This is a genomic window from Mesorhizobium sp. 128a (assembly GCF_053848025.1).
On sequence record NZ_JBSPKY010000001.1, the window covers coordinates 250,525 to 266,601 of the forward strand.

14 protein-coding genes and 1 other RNA gene are annotated in these 16,077 nt (G+C 62.0%); 6 read left to right on the forward strand and 9 right to left on the reverse strand.

Annotated features, from left to right (window positions below):
* Positions 1 to 7: 7 nt before the first annotated feature.
* The 7 genes from ACWTU9_RS01165 to ffs form a co-directional block, all read right to left on the reverse strand.
* A complete protein-coding gene (locus ACWTU9_RS01165; RefSeq protein WP_455856724.1) occupies positions 8 to 1,645 on the reverse strand; it encodes an ABC transporter substrate-binding protein in 1,638 nt (545 codons plus the stop codon).
* Positions 1,646 to 1,893: 248 nt separating this feature from the next.
* Positions 1,894 to 3,168 carry a lytic murein transglycosylase gene (locus ACWTU9_RS01170; RefSeq protein ID WP_455856725.1) on the reverse strand — a complete coding sequence of 425 codons (1,275 nt, stop codon included), beginning with the start codon at positions 3,166 to 3,168 and terminating at the stop codon, positions 1,894 to 1,896.
* Between the two features lie 175 nt (positions 3,169 to 3,343).
* The gene (gene recR, locus ACWTU9_RS01175) at positions 3,344 to 3,949 is read right to left on the reverse strand and encodes a recombination mediator RecR (RefSeq protein WP_455856726.1); all 606 of its coding nucleotides are present in this window, start codon (positions 3,947 to 3,949) and stop codon (positions 3,344 to 3,346) included.
* Between the two features lie 104 nt (positions 3,950 to 4,053).
* Positions 4,054 to 5,022 carry a cell wall hydrolase gene (locus ACWTU9_RS01180; protein WP_455856727.1) on the reverse strand — a complete coding sequence of 323 codons (969 nt, stop codon included), beginning with the start codon at positions 5,020 to 5,022 and terminating at the stop codon, positions 4,054 to 4,056.
* 216 nt (positions 5,023 to 5,238) lie between these two features.
* A complete protein-coding gene (locus tag ACWTU9_RS01185) occupies positions 5,239 to 5,562 on the reverse strand; it encodes a YbaB/EbfC family nucleoid-associated protein (RefSeq protein ID WP_454588116.1) in 324 nt (107 codons plus the stop codon).
* A 30-nt stretch (positions 5,563 to 5,592) separates the two neighbouring features.
* Complete coding sequence (locus ACWTU9_RS01190) at positions 5,593 to 7,425, reverse strand: DNA polymerase III subunit gamma/tau (RefSeq protein ID WP_455856728.1); 1,833 nt, start codon at positions 7,423 to 7,425, stop codon at positions 5,593 to 5,595.
* A 205-nt stretch (positions 7,426 to 7,630) separates the two neighbouring features.
* Positions 7,631 to 7,727: signal recognition particle sRNA small type (ffs, locus tag ACWTU9_RS01195), an RNA gene on the reverse strand.
* Positions 7,728 to 7,885: 158 nt separating this feature from the next.
* Here ffs and ACWTU9_RS01200 point away from each other — a divergent pair.
* The 3 genes from ACWTU9_RS01200 to ACWTU9_RS01210 all read left to right on the forward strand — a co-directional run bounded on the left by ACWTU9_RS01200 (position 7,886) and on the right by ACWTU9_RS01210 (position 9,725).
* Positions 7,886 to 8,305: an HIT domain-containing protein gene (locus ACWTU9_RS01200; RefSeq protein WP_454576629.1), complete on the forward strand. Its 420-nt coding sequence runs from the start codon at positions 7,886 to 7,888 to the stop codon at positions 8,303 to 8,305.
* Positions 8,306 to 8,455: 150 nt separating this feature from the next.
* A complete protein-coding gene (gene nudC, locus ACWTU9_RS01205; RefSeq protein WP_454588118.1) occupies positions 8,456 to 9,397 on the forward strand; it encodes an NAD(+) diphosphatase in 942 nt (313 codons plus the stop codon).
* A gap of 22 nt (positions 9,398 to 9,419) precedes the next feature.
* Positions 9,420 to 9,725, forward strand: a complete 306-nt coding sequence (locus tag ACWTU9_RS01210; RefSeq protein WP_455856729.1) for a Dabb family protein — start codon at positions 9,420 to 9,422, stop codon at positions 9,723 to 9,725.
* On the opposite strand, the gene ACWTU9_RS01215 is transcribed toward ACWTU9_RS01210, so the two are convergent.
* Together ACWTU9_RS01215 and ACWTU9_RS01220 are read right to left on the reverse strand one after the other, a co-directional pair.
* On the reverse strand, positions 9,722 to 10,585 hold the full coding sequence (locus tag ACWTU9_RS01215) for a prephenate dehydratase (protein WP_455856730.1): 864 nt from the start codon (positions 10,583 to 10,585) through the stop codon (positions 9,722 to 9,724). The two genes, ACWTU9_RS01210 and ACWTU9_RS01215, sit on opposite strands and share 4 nt — an antisense overlap.
* The gene (locus tag ACWTU9_RS01220) at positions 10,578 to 11,336 is read right to left on the reverse strand and encodes a 3-deoxy-manno-octulosonate cytidylyltransferase (protein WP_455856731.1); all 759 of its coding nucleotides are present in this window, start codon (positions 11,334 to 11,336) and stop codon (positions 10,578 to 10,580) included. Before ACWTU9_RS01220 ends, ACWTU9_RS01215 begins: the two co-directional genes overlap by 8 nt.
* Positions 11,337 to 11,527: 191 nt before the next feature.
* Here ACWTU9_RS01220 and ACWTU9_RS01225 point away from each other — a divergent pair, with 191 nt between their 5' ends.
* The 3 genes from ACWTU9_RS01225 (at position 11,528) to ACWTU9_RS01235 (ending at position 16,073) form a co-directional block, all read left to right on the forward strand.
* Positions 11,528 to 12,175 (forward strand): c-type cytochrome, encoded by a 648-nt coding sequence (locus ACWTU9_RS01225; RefSeq protein WP_455856732.1) that lies wholly within the window; start codon positions 11,528 to 11,530, stop codon positions 12,173 to 12,175.
* Between the two features lie 152 nt (positions 12,176 to 12,327).
* The gene (locus ACWTU9_RS01230) at positions 12,328 to 14,205 is read left to right on the forward strand and encodes an extracellular solute-binding protein (RefSeq protein ID WP_455856733.1); all 1,878 of its coding nucleotides are present in this window, start codon (positions 12,328 to 12,330) and stop codon (positions 14,203 to 14,205) included.
* On the forward strand, positions 14,205 to 16,073 hold the full coding sequence (locus ACWTU9_RS01235) for an extracellular solute-binding protein (RefSeq protein ID WP_455856734.1): 1,869 nt from the start codon (positions 14,205 to 14,207) through the stop codon (positions 16,071 to 16,073). Before ACWTU9_RS01230 ends, ACWTU9_RS01235 begins: the two co-directional genes overlap by 1 nt.
* Positions 16,074 to 16,077 lie beyond the last annotated feature (4 nt).

The following is a 16,077-nucleotide window of genomic DNA, read 5'->3' on the forward strand; positions in this document are numbered from 1 at the left end:
GCCGGCGCTATTCCTTGGAAACCGGTCCGACAAAGTTGGTGTCGAAGCTCGGACCGAGTGCAAAGCCCTTGAGGTTCTTGCGCAGGCCCGCGACTTCCAGCTGCTGGTGGATGATGACGAAGGGGCTGGTGTCGAGGATCTTCTTTTCAAGGTCCTGATATATCGCAGCGCGCTTGCCCGCATCCTTTTCCAGCAGGGCTTCTTCCGTCTCCTTCGTCAGGTCCGGAATGTCCCAGGAATTGCGCCAGGCCAGCGTGTGCGACTTGCCGGCATCCGAATTGTCCGGGTTCGAGGCGAAGGTCTGGGCATTGGAATTCGGATCGAAATAGTCCTGGCCCCAATTGCCGATATAGATGTCGTGGTTGCGGGCGCGGTATTTGGTCAGCGTCTGCTTGCCGTCGCCGGGAATGATCTCCAGCTTGATCCCGGCCTGGCCCAGCGTCTGCTGGATCGATTCCGCCATGCCGGTGGTCGGCTGGCCGGTGCGCACGTCCATGGTGACGCTGAAACCATCCGCCAGGCCGGCCTTGGCCAGCAGGTCCTTGGCCTTGGCGACGTCGAGCTTGAACGGATTTTCGTCCAGCTCGCCCAGCACGCCCTTGGGCAGGAAGGTCTGGTGGATCTCGCCGATGCCCTTGAGGATGGTCGATCCCAGCGCATCGTAGTCGACCAGATATTTGAAGGCCTGGCGAACCTCGGGCTTGGCGAGGTTCGGGTTCTTCTGGTTGAGACTGATGTAGTAGACCGTGCCCTTCGGCGCGCTGGTGGTGGTCAGATCGGCGTTTTTGGCGATGGCGTCGAGGTCGTTCGGCTCAAGGTTGCGGGCAACGTCGATGTCGCCGGCTTCGAGCGCCAGGCGTTGGGCCGAGCTTTCCTTCATGTTGCGATAGATGACGCGGGCAAGCTTGGCCTTTTCGCCGTAATAATTGTCGTTGCGCTCCATGACGACGGCTTCGTTGGCGCGCCATTCGCGGAGCTTGTAGGCGCCCGACCCGGCATAGCCGGTCTTCAGCCAGGCATTGCCGAAGTCATTGTCCCATTTGTAGTCGGCGCTCGGCGTAACCGCGGCGACATGTTCCTTGACCAGCTTGGCGTCGACGACCGAAGCAACGGTTGCCGACAGGCAGTTCAGCACGAAGCTTGGCGCATAGGCCTTGTCGACGGTGAACTGGAAGGTGGTGTCATCGACGGCCTTGGCCTTGTCGGTGACGTTGTCGCCGGTGATGCCGAACTGGCCGATGATAAAGGCCGGGCTCTTGTCCAGCTTGACGGCGCGCTCGAACGAGTAAGCGACGTCAGCCGCGGTGACCGGATTGCCGGAGGCGAATTTCAGACCCGGCTTGAGCTTGAAGGTGTAGATCAGGGCGTCGTCGGAAACGCTCCAGCTTTCGGCAAGGTCGCCCTTGACCTTGGAGGTGTCGCTGAGGTCGAGGCGGACCAGCAGGTCATAGGTGTTGCCGGTGACCTCGGCGGTCGACAGTTCGAACGCCTCGCCCGGATCCATGGTGATGATGTCGTCGATGGCGAAACCCTCGACCAGCGTGTCGGCGGGCGTCACGGCGAAGGCGGGCGCTACAAGCAACGCCGACAGCGCTGCTCCTGCGAGCAATGCGCGAGAGCGTAGAGCAAACTTTTCCAACATCATGATGATCGTTCCCTGTTTTGTTGATTGTTGACCCAGAGTTCCCGGCTCTGGGCCGCAGTGTTCTTTCGAGGCTGCGTATCGCCGCCGACCGGCTACCGTCGTGGTTTTTGTCCAGTTGGTCAACACCATATCCGGCGGCTTTCGAACCGACAATGCGCATTTGCACGACAAACAGACTTGGCAGTTGGTGTAGCCCGGCGACCGCGCGGCGCCGGCTAAATTCCTCGGAAAAAGCGGCGAAGTTTCAGCTACTTGAGGGCAGCGACCAGATCGGCGTCGGGAAAGCAGGTGGCGGCGCGGCCGCTCTTTTCCTGCCAGCTGCCGATCGAACGGCGGGTCTTGAAGCCGGGCAGGCCGTCGGCGCTGCCGACGTCGTAGCCCTTGGCCTCCAGCGCCCGTTGCAGCGCGGCGATGTCGGAGCGGTGCAGGCCACCGACCGGACCCCAACTGCCGGCGAAGGTCGCATCGCCATGGGCGATGCGGTCGGCGCCATGGCCGATGAACAGGGCGTAGAGGTCGCTGGTGTTGTATTCTTTCAGCACATAGAAATTGGGCGTCGCGATGAAGGCCGGTCCGCTGCGCCCGGCCGGCATGAGCAGAAAGCCTTCAGACTTCAGTTCGCTGGCCGGAAACGCCTTGCCGCCGACACGGCTGATGCCCATCGCCGCCCAGGCTGAGATTTTCTTGCCCTGGTCGGGACCTTCGAGCGAGCAGGAGACACTCCCGGGCACCGTCACCTCGAAACCCCAGCCACGCCCCTTCACCCAGCCATAGTGGACGAGATAGTTGGCAATCGAGGCCAGCACGTCCGGGGTCGAATTCCAGATGTCGGGCCGGCCGTCGCCGTCGAAATCGACGGCATGCTTCAGGAACGACGTCGGCATGAATTGCGGCTGGCCGAGCGCGCCGGCCCAGGACGATTTCATGGCGCCGACCGGCGCCAGGCCGCGCTCTACGATTTCGAGCGCGGCCAGGGTTTCGGTGCGGAAAAAATCCTTCTTGGTCGACATGAACGCCTTGGTGCCGAGCACTTCGAAAGCGTCGTAAGGCATCTTCGCCGCGCCGAAGCCGGTTTCGCGACCCCAGATCGCCAGCAGCACCTCGCCCGGCACGCCGTAGCGTTTCTCGATGGCGGCCAGCGTCTTGGTGTTGGCCGCCTCGCGCGTGCGCCCACCTGATGTGACGGCACGAACCGTCTTTTCGGCGAAATAGGCGCCGGGCGAACCGAACTCAGCCTGATGCTGCTTCTGCGGGGTTTTGGGCTTTTCGCCGGGTGGGAGGAGGTCCGGCAATTTGAGGTTCGGCTTCACACCGTCGAAGGCGGCGTCGAAGGTTTTCCTGGAGATGCCTTTGGTCTGGGCTTCCGGCCAGAGATCGGTCTGCAGCCAGGCGCGGAACTGGTCGTCGATTTTTGTGGCCGAGGCGGGGGAGAGGAAGGAAAAGCTTAGTGCGGCAAAGAGAAAGAGAAAGCCGAACACACCAAGGTGGCGTTCCTTCACACCCCCCTCTGTCCTGCCGGACATCTCCCCCGCAAGGGGGGAGATAGGCAAAATTGATGTCGCGCTCTTTCTTGCAACCGTGGAGATTGGCGAAAGCGGCGATGACATCTGATCTCCCCCCTTGCGGGGGAGATGTCCGGCAGGACAGAGGGGGGTGTGACGGAACGCGATCATTTCAGAAGCATCCCCGCCAATCGTGTCAAAACGCCGTCCGAGAGCGCAGAGCCGCTGCAAGGGTACCCTCATCGAGATAGTCCAACTCACCGCCGACCGGCACGCCATGTGCCAGCCTTGTCACCTTGACTTCAAACCCGGAGAGTTGGTCGGTGAGGTAATGCGCCGTCGTCTGGCCCTCCACCGTGGCGTTGACGGCAAGGATCACCTCCTTGACCTCTCCGCCGGCAACACGGTCTACCAGCGAGCGGATGTTGAGCTGTTCGGGGCCGATGCCATCGAGCGGCGACAACGTGCCGCCGAGCACGTGGTAGCGCACGTTCATGGCCGCCGCCCGCTCCAGCGCCCAGAGGTCCGATACATCCTCGACGACGATCAGCGTGGCGGCGTCGCGGCGCGGATCGGTGCAGATCATGCAGGGATCCGCCGTATCGACATTGCCGCAGGTCGTGCAGATACGCACCTTGTCCGCCGCCTCGCCCATGGCCGCGGCGAGCGGCGACAAAAGCTGCTCCTTCTTTTTGATCAGATGCAGTGCGGCGCGCCGCGCCGAACGCGGCCCGAGCCCCGGCACCTTGGCCAGGAGCTGGATCAGGCGTTCGATCTCGGGACCGGCGATTCGCTTGGACATCGCATTGATCTAGGATTTTTCGACGCGGTTTGAAACACGCCACACATGCAAACGGCCCACCATACTGCCATGGCGGGCCGTGAGACGCTCTTTGTTCTAAAACCTCAGTAGGCTGAAGCCGGCCGGGTCTGGTTGGCAATCATCGCGCCGATGGCGTCGGTGTTCTCAGGTGTCGACTGGAAGCCCATCGACGCTTCCTGCGACGCTGACGGCACCGAGGTGATGTAGCGGGCGTTCAGCGTGCCGCCGAAACGCGAGGCATCCGGCTCGGCCATCGGCTCCTGCATCGCCACTACCGTCTGCTTGGCAGCGACGCGGCCGCTCTTTGCCGGCGCTGCGGCAGCCGTCACATAGGTCTGGTCGGCTGGAGCGGCGATTGCCTGGGCCGCGCGAGACGCAGCGGCCTGCTTGGCAGGATCGGGACGGACAATCGTCTTCACCACCGGCTCGGCGTAAGCCACCTGCACCGGCGCTTCAGGCACAGGCGCACGCGGCGTCGCGGAGGCAACCATGGTCGTGCCTTCATCCGGCAGCGGCTGCCAGTTGCGGCCGCGCTTCTCGTAGAAGGCGTTGCCGCCGGCAACCATGGTGTAATGCATGTTCTTGTAGGGGAACTTCAGGCCGGCCGTGTGGAAGTACATCGTGTTCTTCAGCTTGGCCTTGCGCTCGCCCTTGAGTACGGCTTCGGCGGCTTCCTCGACGTCGGGCATCGCCTTGGAATTCATCGGCCGCGTCATCACGCCTGGCGCGAACTGGCCCGGTTCGCCGACGACCTCGCAAATGGTGCTGCCATGGTTGCCGGAGCGCAGCCGGTTCATCACCACTGTGCCGACGGCGATCATGCCGTCGCGGCTCGAGCGGTTGGATTCGAAGAACATCGCCCGTTCCAGGCATTCCTTCTCCTTCGGCGTGTGGCCATAGGCGCGCGTCGAGAGGAAGCTGGGGGTGATGGCGTCAGTCAGGCTGGCGACCGACATGCCGTGGGAAGAAGTGGTCTGGCTGCAACCCGCCAGAAACAGGGGGGAAGAGATGATGCCGAGCAACAGCGGCGTCTTCCATCGCGTCGCGATCAACAAAAGTGCCTCATTTTCCAGATGCCACCCGTCCCGAGATGTGGCAAGAATGAGACTCTTAAAGGCAAAAAGATGGCTAAAGGATTAGCATTCGTGCAGCATAGGTAAAACTTTATAAATGCCCGGATATGTCCGCGTGAGCAAAGCCGGGGAAAGTCTTAACAATAGCCCCTGCAGCCGATTTCCGTTCATAATCAATTAACTGGTGGAGCCGGCTCAGAACGGCAATTTCATTCCGGGCGGGATCGGCAAGCCTGCAGTCAGCGCCTTGGTCTTCTCCTGCATAATCTGCTCGACCTTATTTTTGGCGTCATTGTGAGCGGCCAGAAGCAGGTCTTCGAGGATCTCGACGTCGTCCTCCTTGAACAGCGATGGATCGATCTTCAACGACTTCATCTCGAACTTGCCGGTCAGCGTGACGTTGACCAGGCCGCCGCCGGCCTGCCCGCTTGCTTCAAGCGTGGCGATCTCGTCCTGCATGGCCTGGAACTTGGCCTGCATTTCCTTCGCCTTGCCCATCAGGCCGAGAAGATCTTTCATGGTCGGGTCCTTTGCCGATTCGTGCTGTGGTCAGTTTTCGTCGTCGTCGGATAGCGGCTCGACCGGCACTTCGGTCTTGTCCGTGTCGACTTCCGGCGCATCGGGAATTCGCACGTCGATGATCTTGGCGCCGGGAAAACGCGCCAGGATGGCGGCCACCGTCGGATCGCTTTTCGCATCGGAGAAAGCGGTCTCGCGCTTGGTCGATTCCATCTCGGCCAGAGTCTGGCCGCCCTCTTCCTTCGACAGCGACACCAGCCAGTTGCGGCCGGTCCAGGCGCGCAGCTTGGCGGTCAGCTCGTTGAGCAGCATCTTCGGCGCATCGTCGGTCAGGCTGACGTCGATGCGCCCAGGTTCGATGCGCACCAGGCGCACGCAACGCTTGACCTGTACCTTGAAGGCCATGTCGCGCTGTTGGTCTGCAAGGGCGACGATGTCGGCCAGCGATTTCACCGGCACCGGCGGCGTTTCGACCACCGGCTCGGGTGCTGCAACGAAGCTCGCCGGCAACGGTTCGGGCTCGACCAGCCGCATGGTCTGCGCGCCGCTGCCCCCGGAATTCGGCATGCGCGACTGGGCCACGGCACTTGCGCCGCCATTGCCTGGTGCTGCCGGGCCGGGGCTGGCCGGCGCTCCGTTCGGACGCGGCGTGCCGCTCGAAACGTAGGCACCGCTCTCCAGCGATTTCAGCGCCTCGTCCAGCGTCGGCAGGTCGGCGGCATGGGCCAGCCGGATCAGCACCATTTCACCGGCACTGACCGGGCGGTTGGAAGACTGCACCTCTGGGATGCCTTTCAACAGCATCTGCCAGGTCCGCGACAGCACCTTGACCGACAGCGTCTTGGCGAAGTCGGCGCCGCGCCGGCGCTCGTCCTCGGACAGAGAGGCATCGTCGGCAGCTGTCGGCACGAAGCGCAGCCGGGTGACGAGATGGTTGAATTCGGCCAGATCGGTGAGCACCGCGGCCGGATCGGCGCCGGTGTCATACTGGGCGCGGAATTCGGCCAGCGCTGAGGCGACGTCGCCTTTCATCACATGTTCGAACAGGTCGACGATGCGGGCGCGGTCGGCCAGCCCCAGCATGGCGCGCACCGCCTCGGCACTGACGGCGCCGCCGCCATGGGCGATCGCCTGGTCGAGGATGGAGAGCGAATCGCGGGCCGAACCTTCTGCGGCGCGTGCGATCATCGCCAATGCGTCGTCGTCGACCGAAATGCCTTCCTTGCCGGCAATCGAGAAGAGATGCGCAACCAGCGCGCCGGCATCGATGCGCCTCAAATCGAAGCGCTGGCAGCGTGACAGGACGGTGATCGGCACCTTGCGGATTTCGGTGGTGGCGAAAATGAATTTGACGTGCGGCGGCGGCTCTTCCAGCGTCTTCAGCAGGCCGTTGAAGGCCTGGGTGGAGAGCATGTGCACTTCGTCGATGATGTAGACCTTGTAGCGCGCCGACACCGGGGCATAGCGCACACGCTCGATAATGTCCCTGATGTCGTCGATGCCTGTGTGCGATGCCGCGTCCATCTCGATGACGTCGACATGGCGGCCTTCCATGATTGCCTGGCAATGCTCGCCCAAAACGGCAAGGTCGACCGATGGCTGGTCGACTGTCGGCGTCTTGTAGTTGAGCGCTCGCGCCAGGATGCGCGCCGTCGTCGTCTTGCCGACGCCGCGCACGCCGGTCAGCATCCAGGCCTGGGCGATGCGGCCGGTGGAGAAAGCGTTGGTCAGGGTGCGGACCATCGGCTCCTGGCCGATCAGCTCGGAGAAATTCGACGGACGGTACTTGCGCGCCAGCACACGATAAGCGGCGGCCTTTGCTATCTCCAGGCTTTTTGGTCCCGAATTTCCGGCTTCGCTCATTCGCCCGTAAAGCTCCAAAAGGCCGCGTCCGAGGCTGGCCGATTCCTGCTAGAGCGTTTCACCGTTTCTGGAAACGGCGAACCGCTCTATCTCTTTGCTTTAACGCAATTCCGAACGGGAAACCGCTCACACTTTCCCTGGAATTGCTCTGATAGTCTCGCCCGCGCTGCAATGCGTCGTCAATGTCGCGAGAGTGGCCGATGAGGTGGGAGGCTGGAACAATGACCCGTTCCGGGCTCGTTAGGGCTGCTTCCTTCCGGACCTGACCCGGTTGGCGAGTGGATCGTCCACCACCAACCTCCCGGGTTCCATATCGGCAATTCAGCGATGAAATGCAAGGGTGCATTGAGAATCCGGCACCCTCGAGCTTCGCCGCTCAATGAATCGCTTGCAGCCCCCGTGCAGCCGCTCTAGCGTTCTGAGTTTGGGAAATAATGCGAGAAACGCAAGGGAAACGCCAATGCTGCCGGGCCTCAAGGCCGGATTCACGCTCGACTCCAGACTGGAGGCGGACAGCGAGCAGCTGATGTGGCTCGGCCTGTGCGAATTGCGCGTGATGAACGACCGCCGCTGGCCATGGCTTGTCCTGGTGCCGCAGCGCCCCGGCATCGAGGAAATCCACGACCTGACACCGCTCGACCAGGCGATGCTGACCTTCGAGACCAACATGGTGGCGCAGGCACTTAAAAGAACCACCGGCTGCGCCAAGATCAATACCGGCGCGCTCGGCAACATCGTGCGGCAATTGCATGTCCATGTCATCGCCCGCTCGGAAGGCGATCCGGGCTGGCCCGGCCCGGTCTGGGGCCACGGCTTGCGCGAACCCTATCAACGCCCCGACATCCGCCGGTTTGCGCAACAGATAAAGGCGGCGCTATAAACGGCGAGTGTCCATCCCTGGAGCCGGATGATTTCAGGTCCGTTCGACCTGAAATCTGAATCCGCCTCCAAATCAAAGAAAGAGAGCATGATGTCGTCCGAAAACCGCTACACACTTTTCGGCATCATGCTCTAGACGTTTTGAGCTTCCATGACCTTTCGCCTGTTTGACGCGCCCTTGCGCGAGCCGAGCCACTTCGTCGGTTTCGCCGGCAACACGATCGATCGGCAATCCGAAAACCGCGCCGACGATTCCGTCGAAAAGGCGCTCGCCGACCCTGCCGCCAGGCTATTGCTGATGCATGCTGGCCGTCTGCACCTGAAGTTAAATGATGGCAGCTTCGACCCATGGTTCGATCTGGCTGAAAGCCAGTCGCTGCAACCATCACTCGCACAAGGCGTGCTGCTCGGCTTTTCCGGGAGCGGCCCGGTGCTGGCTGTGCCGGTCGGCATCGAGCCGGAGCAGTTGCCGGAGACCATCAAGGCCATTGACTATCGCTCGGTCTATATGCAGGGGCTGATCGACGAGGCGGCGGCGGGCGCGCTGGCGCAAGGGGCGGCGCTGCTCGCCTGGCATGCCAGCCATCGATTCTGCAGCAAATGCGGTACCGAGTCCGAAATGCGTGCCGGCGGCTACAAGCGGCACTGTCCGAACTGCGGCACCGAGCATTTTCCGCGCACCGATCCGGTGGCGATCATGCTGACGGTGACAGGCGAAAAATGCCTGCTTGGCCGCGGCCGGCATTTCGGCCCCGGCATGTACTCGGCGCTCGCCGGCTTCATCGAGCCGGGCGAGACGATCGAGGCTGCGGTGCGCCGCGAGACCCTGGAGGAAGCCGGCATAAGGCTCGGCCGCGTCGTCTACCATGCCAGCCAGCCCTGGCCGTTCCCCTATTCGCTGATGATCGGCTGTTTCGGCGAACCGCTCAACGAGGATATCCAGGCCGACCTCAACGAGCTGGAAGATTGCCGCTGGTTTTTCCGCGACGAGGTGCGCTCTATGCTGGAGAGGACGCACAAGGACAATCTGGTCACGCCGCCGAAAGGCGCGATCGCGCATCATCTGATCCGCGCCTGGGTCGATAGCGAGTAAGTAGGGATAACGGGAGCAAAAAATGATCCGTCACACCGTGGTTTTCACGCTGAAGCACCCGCAGTACTCGCTGGAGGAAAAGAGATTCCTCTCCGACGCCAAGCGGATCCTCAGCGCCATCAAGGGCGTCACGCATTTCGAGCCGCTGCGGCAAGTCAGCCCCAAGAACGACTACCATTTCGGCTTCTCGATGGAGTTCGTCGATCAGGCCGCCTACACCAGATACAACGAGCATCCCGACCACGTCGCCTTCGTGCGCGACCGCTGGGTCCCGGAAGTCGAGAAATTTCTCGAAATCGACTATGTGCCGCTGACCCTCCTGGTCTAGTCCGCCACCTTCCACTGCTCGCGCGACTCACTAGCGGGATAGACGCCCAGAATGCGCACTTCGCGCGAGAAGAAGCGCAGTTCGTCGAGCGCCAGCTTGACCAATGGATCGTCGGGATGGCCCTCGATATCGGCGTAGAATAGCGTCGCTGTGAAGGCGCCGAGCTGGTAGCTCTCCAGCTTGGTCATGTTGATGCCGTTGGTGGCGAAGCCGCCCATCGCCTTGTAGAGCGCGGCCGGCACGTTGCGGACACGGAACATGAAGGTCGTCATCATCTTGGTATCTGCCGAGGGCCGTTCGGCCAATCGCTTGTCCTTGGTCAGGACGACGAAGCGGGTGACGTTCGAGTCCGTGTCCTCGACATTTCTCTCGATGATGTCGAGCCCATAGAGTTCGGCGGCGAGCGCCGGCGCGAGCGAAGCCATGGTGCGGTCCTTGAGCTCCGAAACCAGCTTGGCGGAGCCCGCCGTGTCCCCGGCAACCACTGGCTTCCAGCCATTCTTGCGGATGTATTTGCGGCACTGGCCCAGCGCATGAATGTGGCTGTGCACGGTCTTGATCTCTTCGCGCTTGACGCCCGGCAGCACCATCAGCTGGAAGTGGATCGGCAGGAAATATTCGCCGACGATGTGCAGCTTCGATTCCGGCAACAGATGATGGATGTCGGCGACGCGGCCGGCGATGGTGTTCTCGATCGGGATCATGGCGAGGTCGGCCTTGTTGGTCTCGACCGCGTTGAAGGCATCCTCGAAGGTCGGGCACGGCAACGGCTCCATCGAAGGGAACATGTTGCGGCTGGCGGTGTCGGAATTGGCACCGGGCTCGCCCTGGAAGGATATTCTGTTGGTCTTTTCAGGCATGCCGATATCTCAGGTTGAAAAGGTCTCGGGAAAGAATTTGTCTGGCGCGTTCGAGGTCTTCCGGCGTGTCGACCCCGAGCGGCAGCGATTGCACGATCTCGGCATCGATGCGCATGCCGGCCTCCAGCGCCCGCAACTGCTCCAGCCGCTCGCGCCGCTCCAGCGGCGACGGCTTGAGTTCCACAAAGCGTTCAAGCGCCGCGCGCCGATAGGCGTAGAGGCCGACATGGTGATAGAGCGGCCCCTCGCCCCAGGGCGCGGTGGCACGGGTGAAATAGAGCGCTTTGAGCCGCGTCGCCGACAGCGGCGAACCGACGATCTTGACGACGTTCGGGTTGGTCTTCTCCTCGTCGCGGACGATCTCGACGCCGAGCGTGGCGATGTCGACCGTAGCGTCCTCGAACGGCCGCAGCGCCGCGCCGATGATCTCGGGATCGATGGTCGGCAGGTCGCCCTGGACGTTGACGATTGTTTCGACCTTGTGGCCGGGATCGAGCGCGCTCAGCGCCTCGAAAATGCGGTCGGAGCCGGATTCATGATCCATGCGCGTCATCACCGCCTCGAATCCGTGCGCGCGCACCGCCTCCGCCACGCTTTGCGTATCGGTTGCCACCACCACGCGGCCGAGCCCGGCCTCGGCGGCGCGGCGGGCGACATGCACGATCATCGGTGCGCCGGCAATGTCGGCCAGCGGCTTGCCCGGCAGGCGTGTCGAGGCCATGCGGGCTGGGATCAGGATGAGCGTGGACATTAGGGGTTGCTGGCGTCCGAAAAGGCTATGGGAAAAGTGGCAAAAGGTCTCACTGGAAGCGCCCTTATAGGTGTTGCAACGCCGGAGCAAAAGACCTAGTTTCCGCCCGATTTGACCGCTCGACGGGGCGGGTCAGGATACCGACGGACGCAATGGACGATCGGTCCGCCGGAAAAGGGAGCAAGGGGCGCATGGATTCCAACGAAGTCAACAAGCTGCTCGCCGGATTGCTCGGAACTTGTTTCGTCGTTTTCTCGGTCGGTCTGGTGTCTGACGCGCTGTTTGCCTCGCCCTCTCCGGAAAAGCCCGGCTACGCCATCGAGGCGACCGAGCCTGCCGAAGGCGGCGGTGCCGGCCCAGCCGTTGAAGCCAAGCCGATTGCCGACCTGCTGGCCACGGCCAATGTCGAGCAGGGTGCGGCCGTATTCAAGAAATGCCAGGCCTGCCATTCCGGCGAAAAGGGCGGCCCGAACAAGGTCGGCCCGGACCTGTGGGACATCGTCGACCGTCCCGTCGCCGAGCATGAAGGCTTTGCCTATTCGGCCGGCATGAAGGACTTTTCCAAGGGCGGCGCCGAGCACTGGACCTACGACAATCTCAATCACTTTATCACCTCGCCGAAGAAATTCGTGAAGGGCACGGCGATGGGCTTTGCCGGCCTGCCGAAGGACGAGGACCGCGCCAACGTCATCGCCTATCTGCGCACGCTGTCGGATAGCCCCAAGCCGCTGCCGACCCCAGGTGCCGCCGCTGATGCAACGGCGCCGGCCAAGCCCGCCGAGGGCGCGGCCCCGGCAAAGCCCGCTGAAGGTGCGGCTCCGGCAGCGCCTGCCAAATAACCAAATTGTCATCTCGATGACCTCAGAAAAGCCGGGTTCAGCCCGGCTTTTTTGTTAGGAAAACTGCATATGTGGCGACAAAGCCGGCGCATGGCGGTTTTCACCGGCGTCAAATCATCTAGGATCGCCGGGCATCGCGAAGAGGAGAACGCATGACGGTTGGCCGAACGCTTCTGAGGTCCATGCTGGTTGCAGTCGTTGTAGCTGCCGGCTTGCAAGCGGCCGCTGCGGATGAATGGCACACCACCTCTTCACTGATCGGCCCTTCCAAATATGGCGAGAATTTCCAGCGCTACGACTATGTGAACCCGGATGCGCCGAAGGGCGGCACCTACAATTCGGTGGTTTCCGGCACATTCGACAGCTTCAATCCCTACATCGTGCAGGGCTCGCCGGCCGCCGGCTTGCAGCCATTTGGCGGTGGCCTGCTCTACGACACGCTGATGGACCAGGCGACTGACGAAGGCAGCGTCAGCCACCCGCTCATCGCCGATGCCTACAAGTACCCGAACGACTATTCCTCGGCCACCTACCGGCTCGATCCAAGGGCCAAGTGGCATGACGGCCAGCCGATCACCACCGACGACGTGATCTGGTCGTTCCAGGTGCTAAAGGCCAACAGCCCGATGTACAGCCGCTATTTCGAAAATGTCACCGATGCGGTGGCCATCTCCGACCGCGAGGTCGAGTTCCATTTCAGCCAGAAGGGTAACCGCGAACTGCCCAAGATCCTCGGCGATCTCGTCGTGCTGCCCAAGCACTGGTGGGAAGGCACCGACGCCAACGGCAAGAAGCGCGACATCACCAAGGGGACTCTGGAACCGCCACTGGGCTCGGCTGCCTATAAGATCGCAAGCTTCAAAGCCGGCTCGGAGATCGTCTGGCAGCGCGTGCCCGACTATTGGGGTGCCAAACTGGCGGTGAAGATCGGCCGCGAGAATTTCGACACCCAGCATTTCACCTACATTCTTGACGACAACGCCTCCTGGGAGGCCTTCAAGAAGGGCGGCCTCGACGACATCAAGCCGGAAAACAGCTCGAAGCGCTGGGCGACGTTTTATGATTTCGCGGCGATCAAGGCGGGCGACATAATCAAGCAGGAGTTCAAGACCACCTCACCTGAGCCGATGCAGGCTTTCATGCTCAACCAGAGACATCCGCTGTTTGCCGATCGTCTGGTCAGGGCCGCGCTCACCTACCCCTTCGATTTCGAATCAATGAACCGCACGTTGTTCTTTGGCTTCAACACCCGCACACACAGCTATTTCCAGGGCACGGAACTGGGCTCGAGCGGCCTGCCGCAAGGCAAGGAACTGGAGATCCTGGAAAAGTACCGCGACAAGCTGCCGCCGGAGCTATTCACGCAGGAATTCAAGCTGCCCGTCTACGATTCGCCGCAGGCCGAGCGCAAATATCTGAAGCAGGCGGTCGACCTGTTTGCCCAGGCTGGCTGGGTGATCAAGGGCGGCAAGATGGTCAACGCCAAGACCGGCGAGCCATTCAAGTTTGAAATCCTCGGCTCGGGTGAAACCGACCAGGTTATCTCCAGCCCCTGGATCGCCAATCTGCGCAAGATCGGCGTCGATGCGACATTGCGCATCGTCGACCCGAGCCAGTACACGAACCGTGTCAGAAATTTCGATTATGACGTCATCACGGGGCAGCTTCAGCAGTCGGAATCGCCCGGCAACGAGCAGCGCGACTTCTGGAGCTCCAAGGCCGCCGACACACCGGCATCGCGCAACTATTCCGGCATCAAGAACCCGGTCGTCGATGCACTTGTCGACCGCATCATTTTTGCCACGGATCGCGATGACCTCGTCGTCACCACCCATGCGCTCGATCGTGTGTTGCTGTGGAATTACTATGTCGTGCCGCAATACTACCGCGCCGTGGTATGGCTCGCCTACTGGAACAAGTTCGGCATCCCGGAAAAGCAGCCCGGCTACCGTGGCGCCGACATCGATTCCTGGTGGATCGATGCGGACAAAGAAAAGGCGCTCGCAGCCAAATACAAGGGCAGCAATTAATGGCTGCGCTTCCTCGCCGCGATTTCCTGGCGCTCGGCGCCGCAGCGACCGCCGCTGCGCTGTTGCGCGGCAAGGCCTTCGCCGCCAGCCCAACGGGCGTGAAACTGCATGGATTGTCCGCTTTCGGCGACCTTAGATACAAGCCGGACTTCACCCATTTCGACTACGTCAATGTCGATGCGCCGCAAGGTGGCACTTTCAATTTCCTGCCTCGCACCTGGGGCTCCAACCAGACGCCCCTTACCTTCAACACGCTAAATTCGTTCGTCCCCAAAGGCGATTCGCCGCAGCGCATGGAAATGTGCTTCGACTCGCTGATGGTGAGGGCGCTCGACGAACCTGACGCCGTCTACGGGCTGGTCGCGGACGGGGTGACGATTTCCGACGACCGCAACGGTTTCACCTTCTCGCTTCGCCCGCAGGCCCGTTTCCATGACGGCACGCCACTGACGGCTGAGGACGCCGCCTTCACTTTCAAGCTGCTCAAGGACAAGGGACATCCCGACTATTCGCTGCCGTTGACGCATCTGGATGACGCGATCGCCGTGGACGCCCGCACGGTGCAACTCAAGTTCTCGGGCAAGCAGACAAGCCGGACCATCCTCAACGTCGTCGCGTTCCCGATCCTGTCAAAGGCTTTCTATACGGCCAACCCGTTCGATTCCTCGCAGATGAACCCGCCCCTGGGGTCAGCCGCCTACAAGGTTGGCCGCTGGTCGGCAGGGGCGTGGATCGAATATGAGCGTGTGGGCGACTATTGGGGCAACGACCTTCCGGTCAATCGTGGTCAAAACAATTTCGGTCGCATCCGCGTCGAGTTCTACCAGGATCGCAACGCTTCCTTCGAGGCGTTCAAGAAGGGAGAGATCCTCTACAAGGAGGAAGCCGTGTCTCGCATTTGGGCGACGGGTTACGACTTCCCCGCCTTCATTGCCGGCAAGGTGGTGAAACATGAATTCCCGGCCGAAACGATGCCATCCATGCAGGCCACCGCCGTGAACCAGCGGCGCGAGCAATTCCGCGACCCGCGCGTGCGCCAGGCGCTGGGACTGTGCTTCGACTTCGAATGGACGCGGCGCAACTTCTTCTACGGTTCGTATGAGCGCTCGCAATCCTGCTTTGAGCAATCCGATTTTCGCGCCGAAGGCATGCCGTCACCGAAAGAGCTGGCTCTTCTCGAACCACTGCGTGACCAGATTCCGGCCGAGGCTTTTGGCGAAGCGGTGATGCAAGACGTGTCGAACGGCTCCGGCCGCGACCGTCAGTTGCTTGGCAAGGCGGCCAGGCTTCTGGCTGACGCCGGCTGGAAACGCTCAGGCAATTTCGCCGTGAACGACAAGGGCGGTCAGTTGTCGGCGGAGATCCTTGTCGACGACGAAGTCTTCGGACAGGTTTATTCGCCCTGGGTCGAAAACATGAAGGCAGTCGGCATCGATGCCTCGATCCGGCTGGTGGATGCGGCTCAGTATCAGCTGCGGCAGAATTTGTTCGATTACGATCTTATCTCGGTTGCGGCCCGGTTTCCGGCGACACCAACCCGAGACGACCTCGAAACCTTTTTCCACTCGCGAACCGCTACCCTGTCCGGCACACGCAATCTGCCGGGAACATCGAGCCCGGCCATCGACGCCCTGGTCGACGCCGCGGGCGCCGCCGAGGATCGCGAAAGCCTGACAATTGCCATGCGCGCGCTCGACCGGGTCTTGCGTGCACGTCGCGATTGGATTCCAAGTTGGTTCCTGGCGAATCACCGAAGCGCCTACTGGGACATGTTCGGCTTTCCCGAGCGGAAACCTGATTTCGACTTTCCGGTCGAGGCGCTGTGGTGGGTCGACAAGGGCAAGGCGGCGAAAATTGGCAAAGCCTGACATG

Bases quoted from the DNA above. Each gene is read 5' to 3' on its own strand.
- ACWTU9_RS01185 (WP_454588116.1), bottom strand. From the start codon at position 5,562: ATGAAAGATCTTCTCGGCCTGATGGGCAAGGCGAAGGAAATGCAGGCC.
- ACWTU9_RS01235 (WP_455856734.1), top strand. From the start codon at position 14,205: ATGGCTGCGCTTCCTCGCCGCGATTTCCTGGCGCTCGGCGCCGCAGCG.
- nudC (WP_454588118.1), top strand. From the start codon at position 8,456: ATGACCTTTCGCCTGTTTGACGCGCCCTTGCGCGAGCCGAGCCACTTC.
- ACWTU9_RS01215 (WP_455856730.1), bottom strand. From the start codon at position 10,585: ATGCCTGAAAAGACCAACAGAATATCCTTCCAGGGCGAGCCCGGTGCC.
- ACWTU9_RS01230 (WP_455856733.1), top strand. From the start codon at position 12,328: ATGACGGTTGGCCGAACGCTTCTGAGGTCCATGCTGGTTGCAGTCGTT.
- ACWTU9_RS01210 (WP_455856729.1), top strand. From the start codon at position 9,420: ATGATCCGTCACACCGTGGTTTTCACGCTGAAGCACCCGCAGTACTCG.
- recR (WP_455856726.1), bottom strand. From the start codon at position 3,949: ATGTCCAAGCGAATCGCCGGTCCCGAGATCGAACGCCTGATCCAGCTC.
- ACWTU9_RS01225 (WP_455856732.1), top strand. From the start codon at position 11,528: ATGGATTCCAACGAAGTCAACAAGCTGCTCGCCGGATTGCTCGGAACT.
- ACWTU9_RS01170 (WP_455856725.1), bottom strand. From the start codon at position 3,168: ATGTCCGGCAGGACAGAGGGGGGTGTGAAGGAACGCCACCTTGGTGTG.
- ACWTU9_RS01165 (WP_455856724.1), bottom strand. From the start codon at position 1,645: ATGATGTTGGAAAAGTTTGCTCTACGCTCTCGCGCATTGCTCGCAGGA.
- ACWTU9_RS01190 (WP_455856728.1), bottom strand. From the start codon at position 7,425: ATGAGCGAAGCCGGAAATTCGGGACCAAAAAGCCTGGAGATAGCAAAG.
- ACWTU9_RS01220 (WP_455856731.1), bottom strand. From the start codon at position 11,336: ATGTCCACGCTCATCCTGATCCCAGCCCGCATGGCCTCGACACGCCTG.
- ACWTU9_RS01200 (WP_454576629.1), top strand. From the start codon at position 7,886: ATGCTGCCGGGCCTCAAGGCCGGATTCACGCTCGACTCCAGACTGGAG.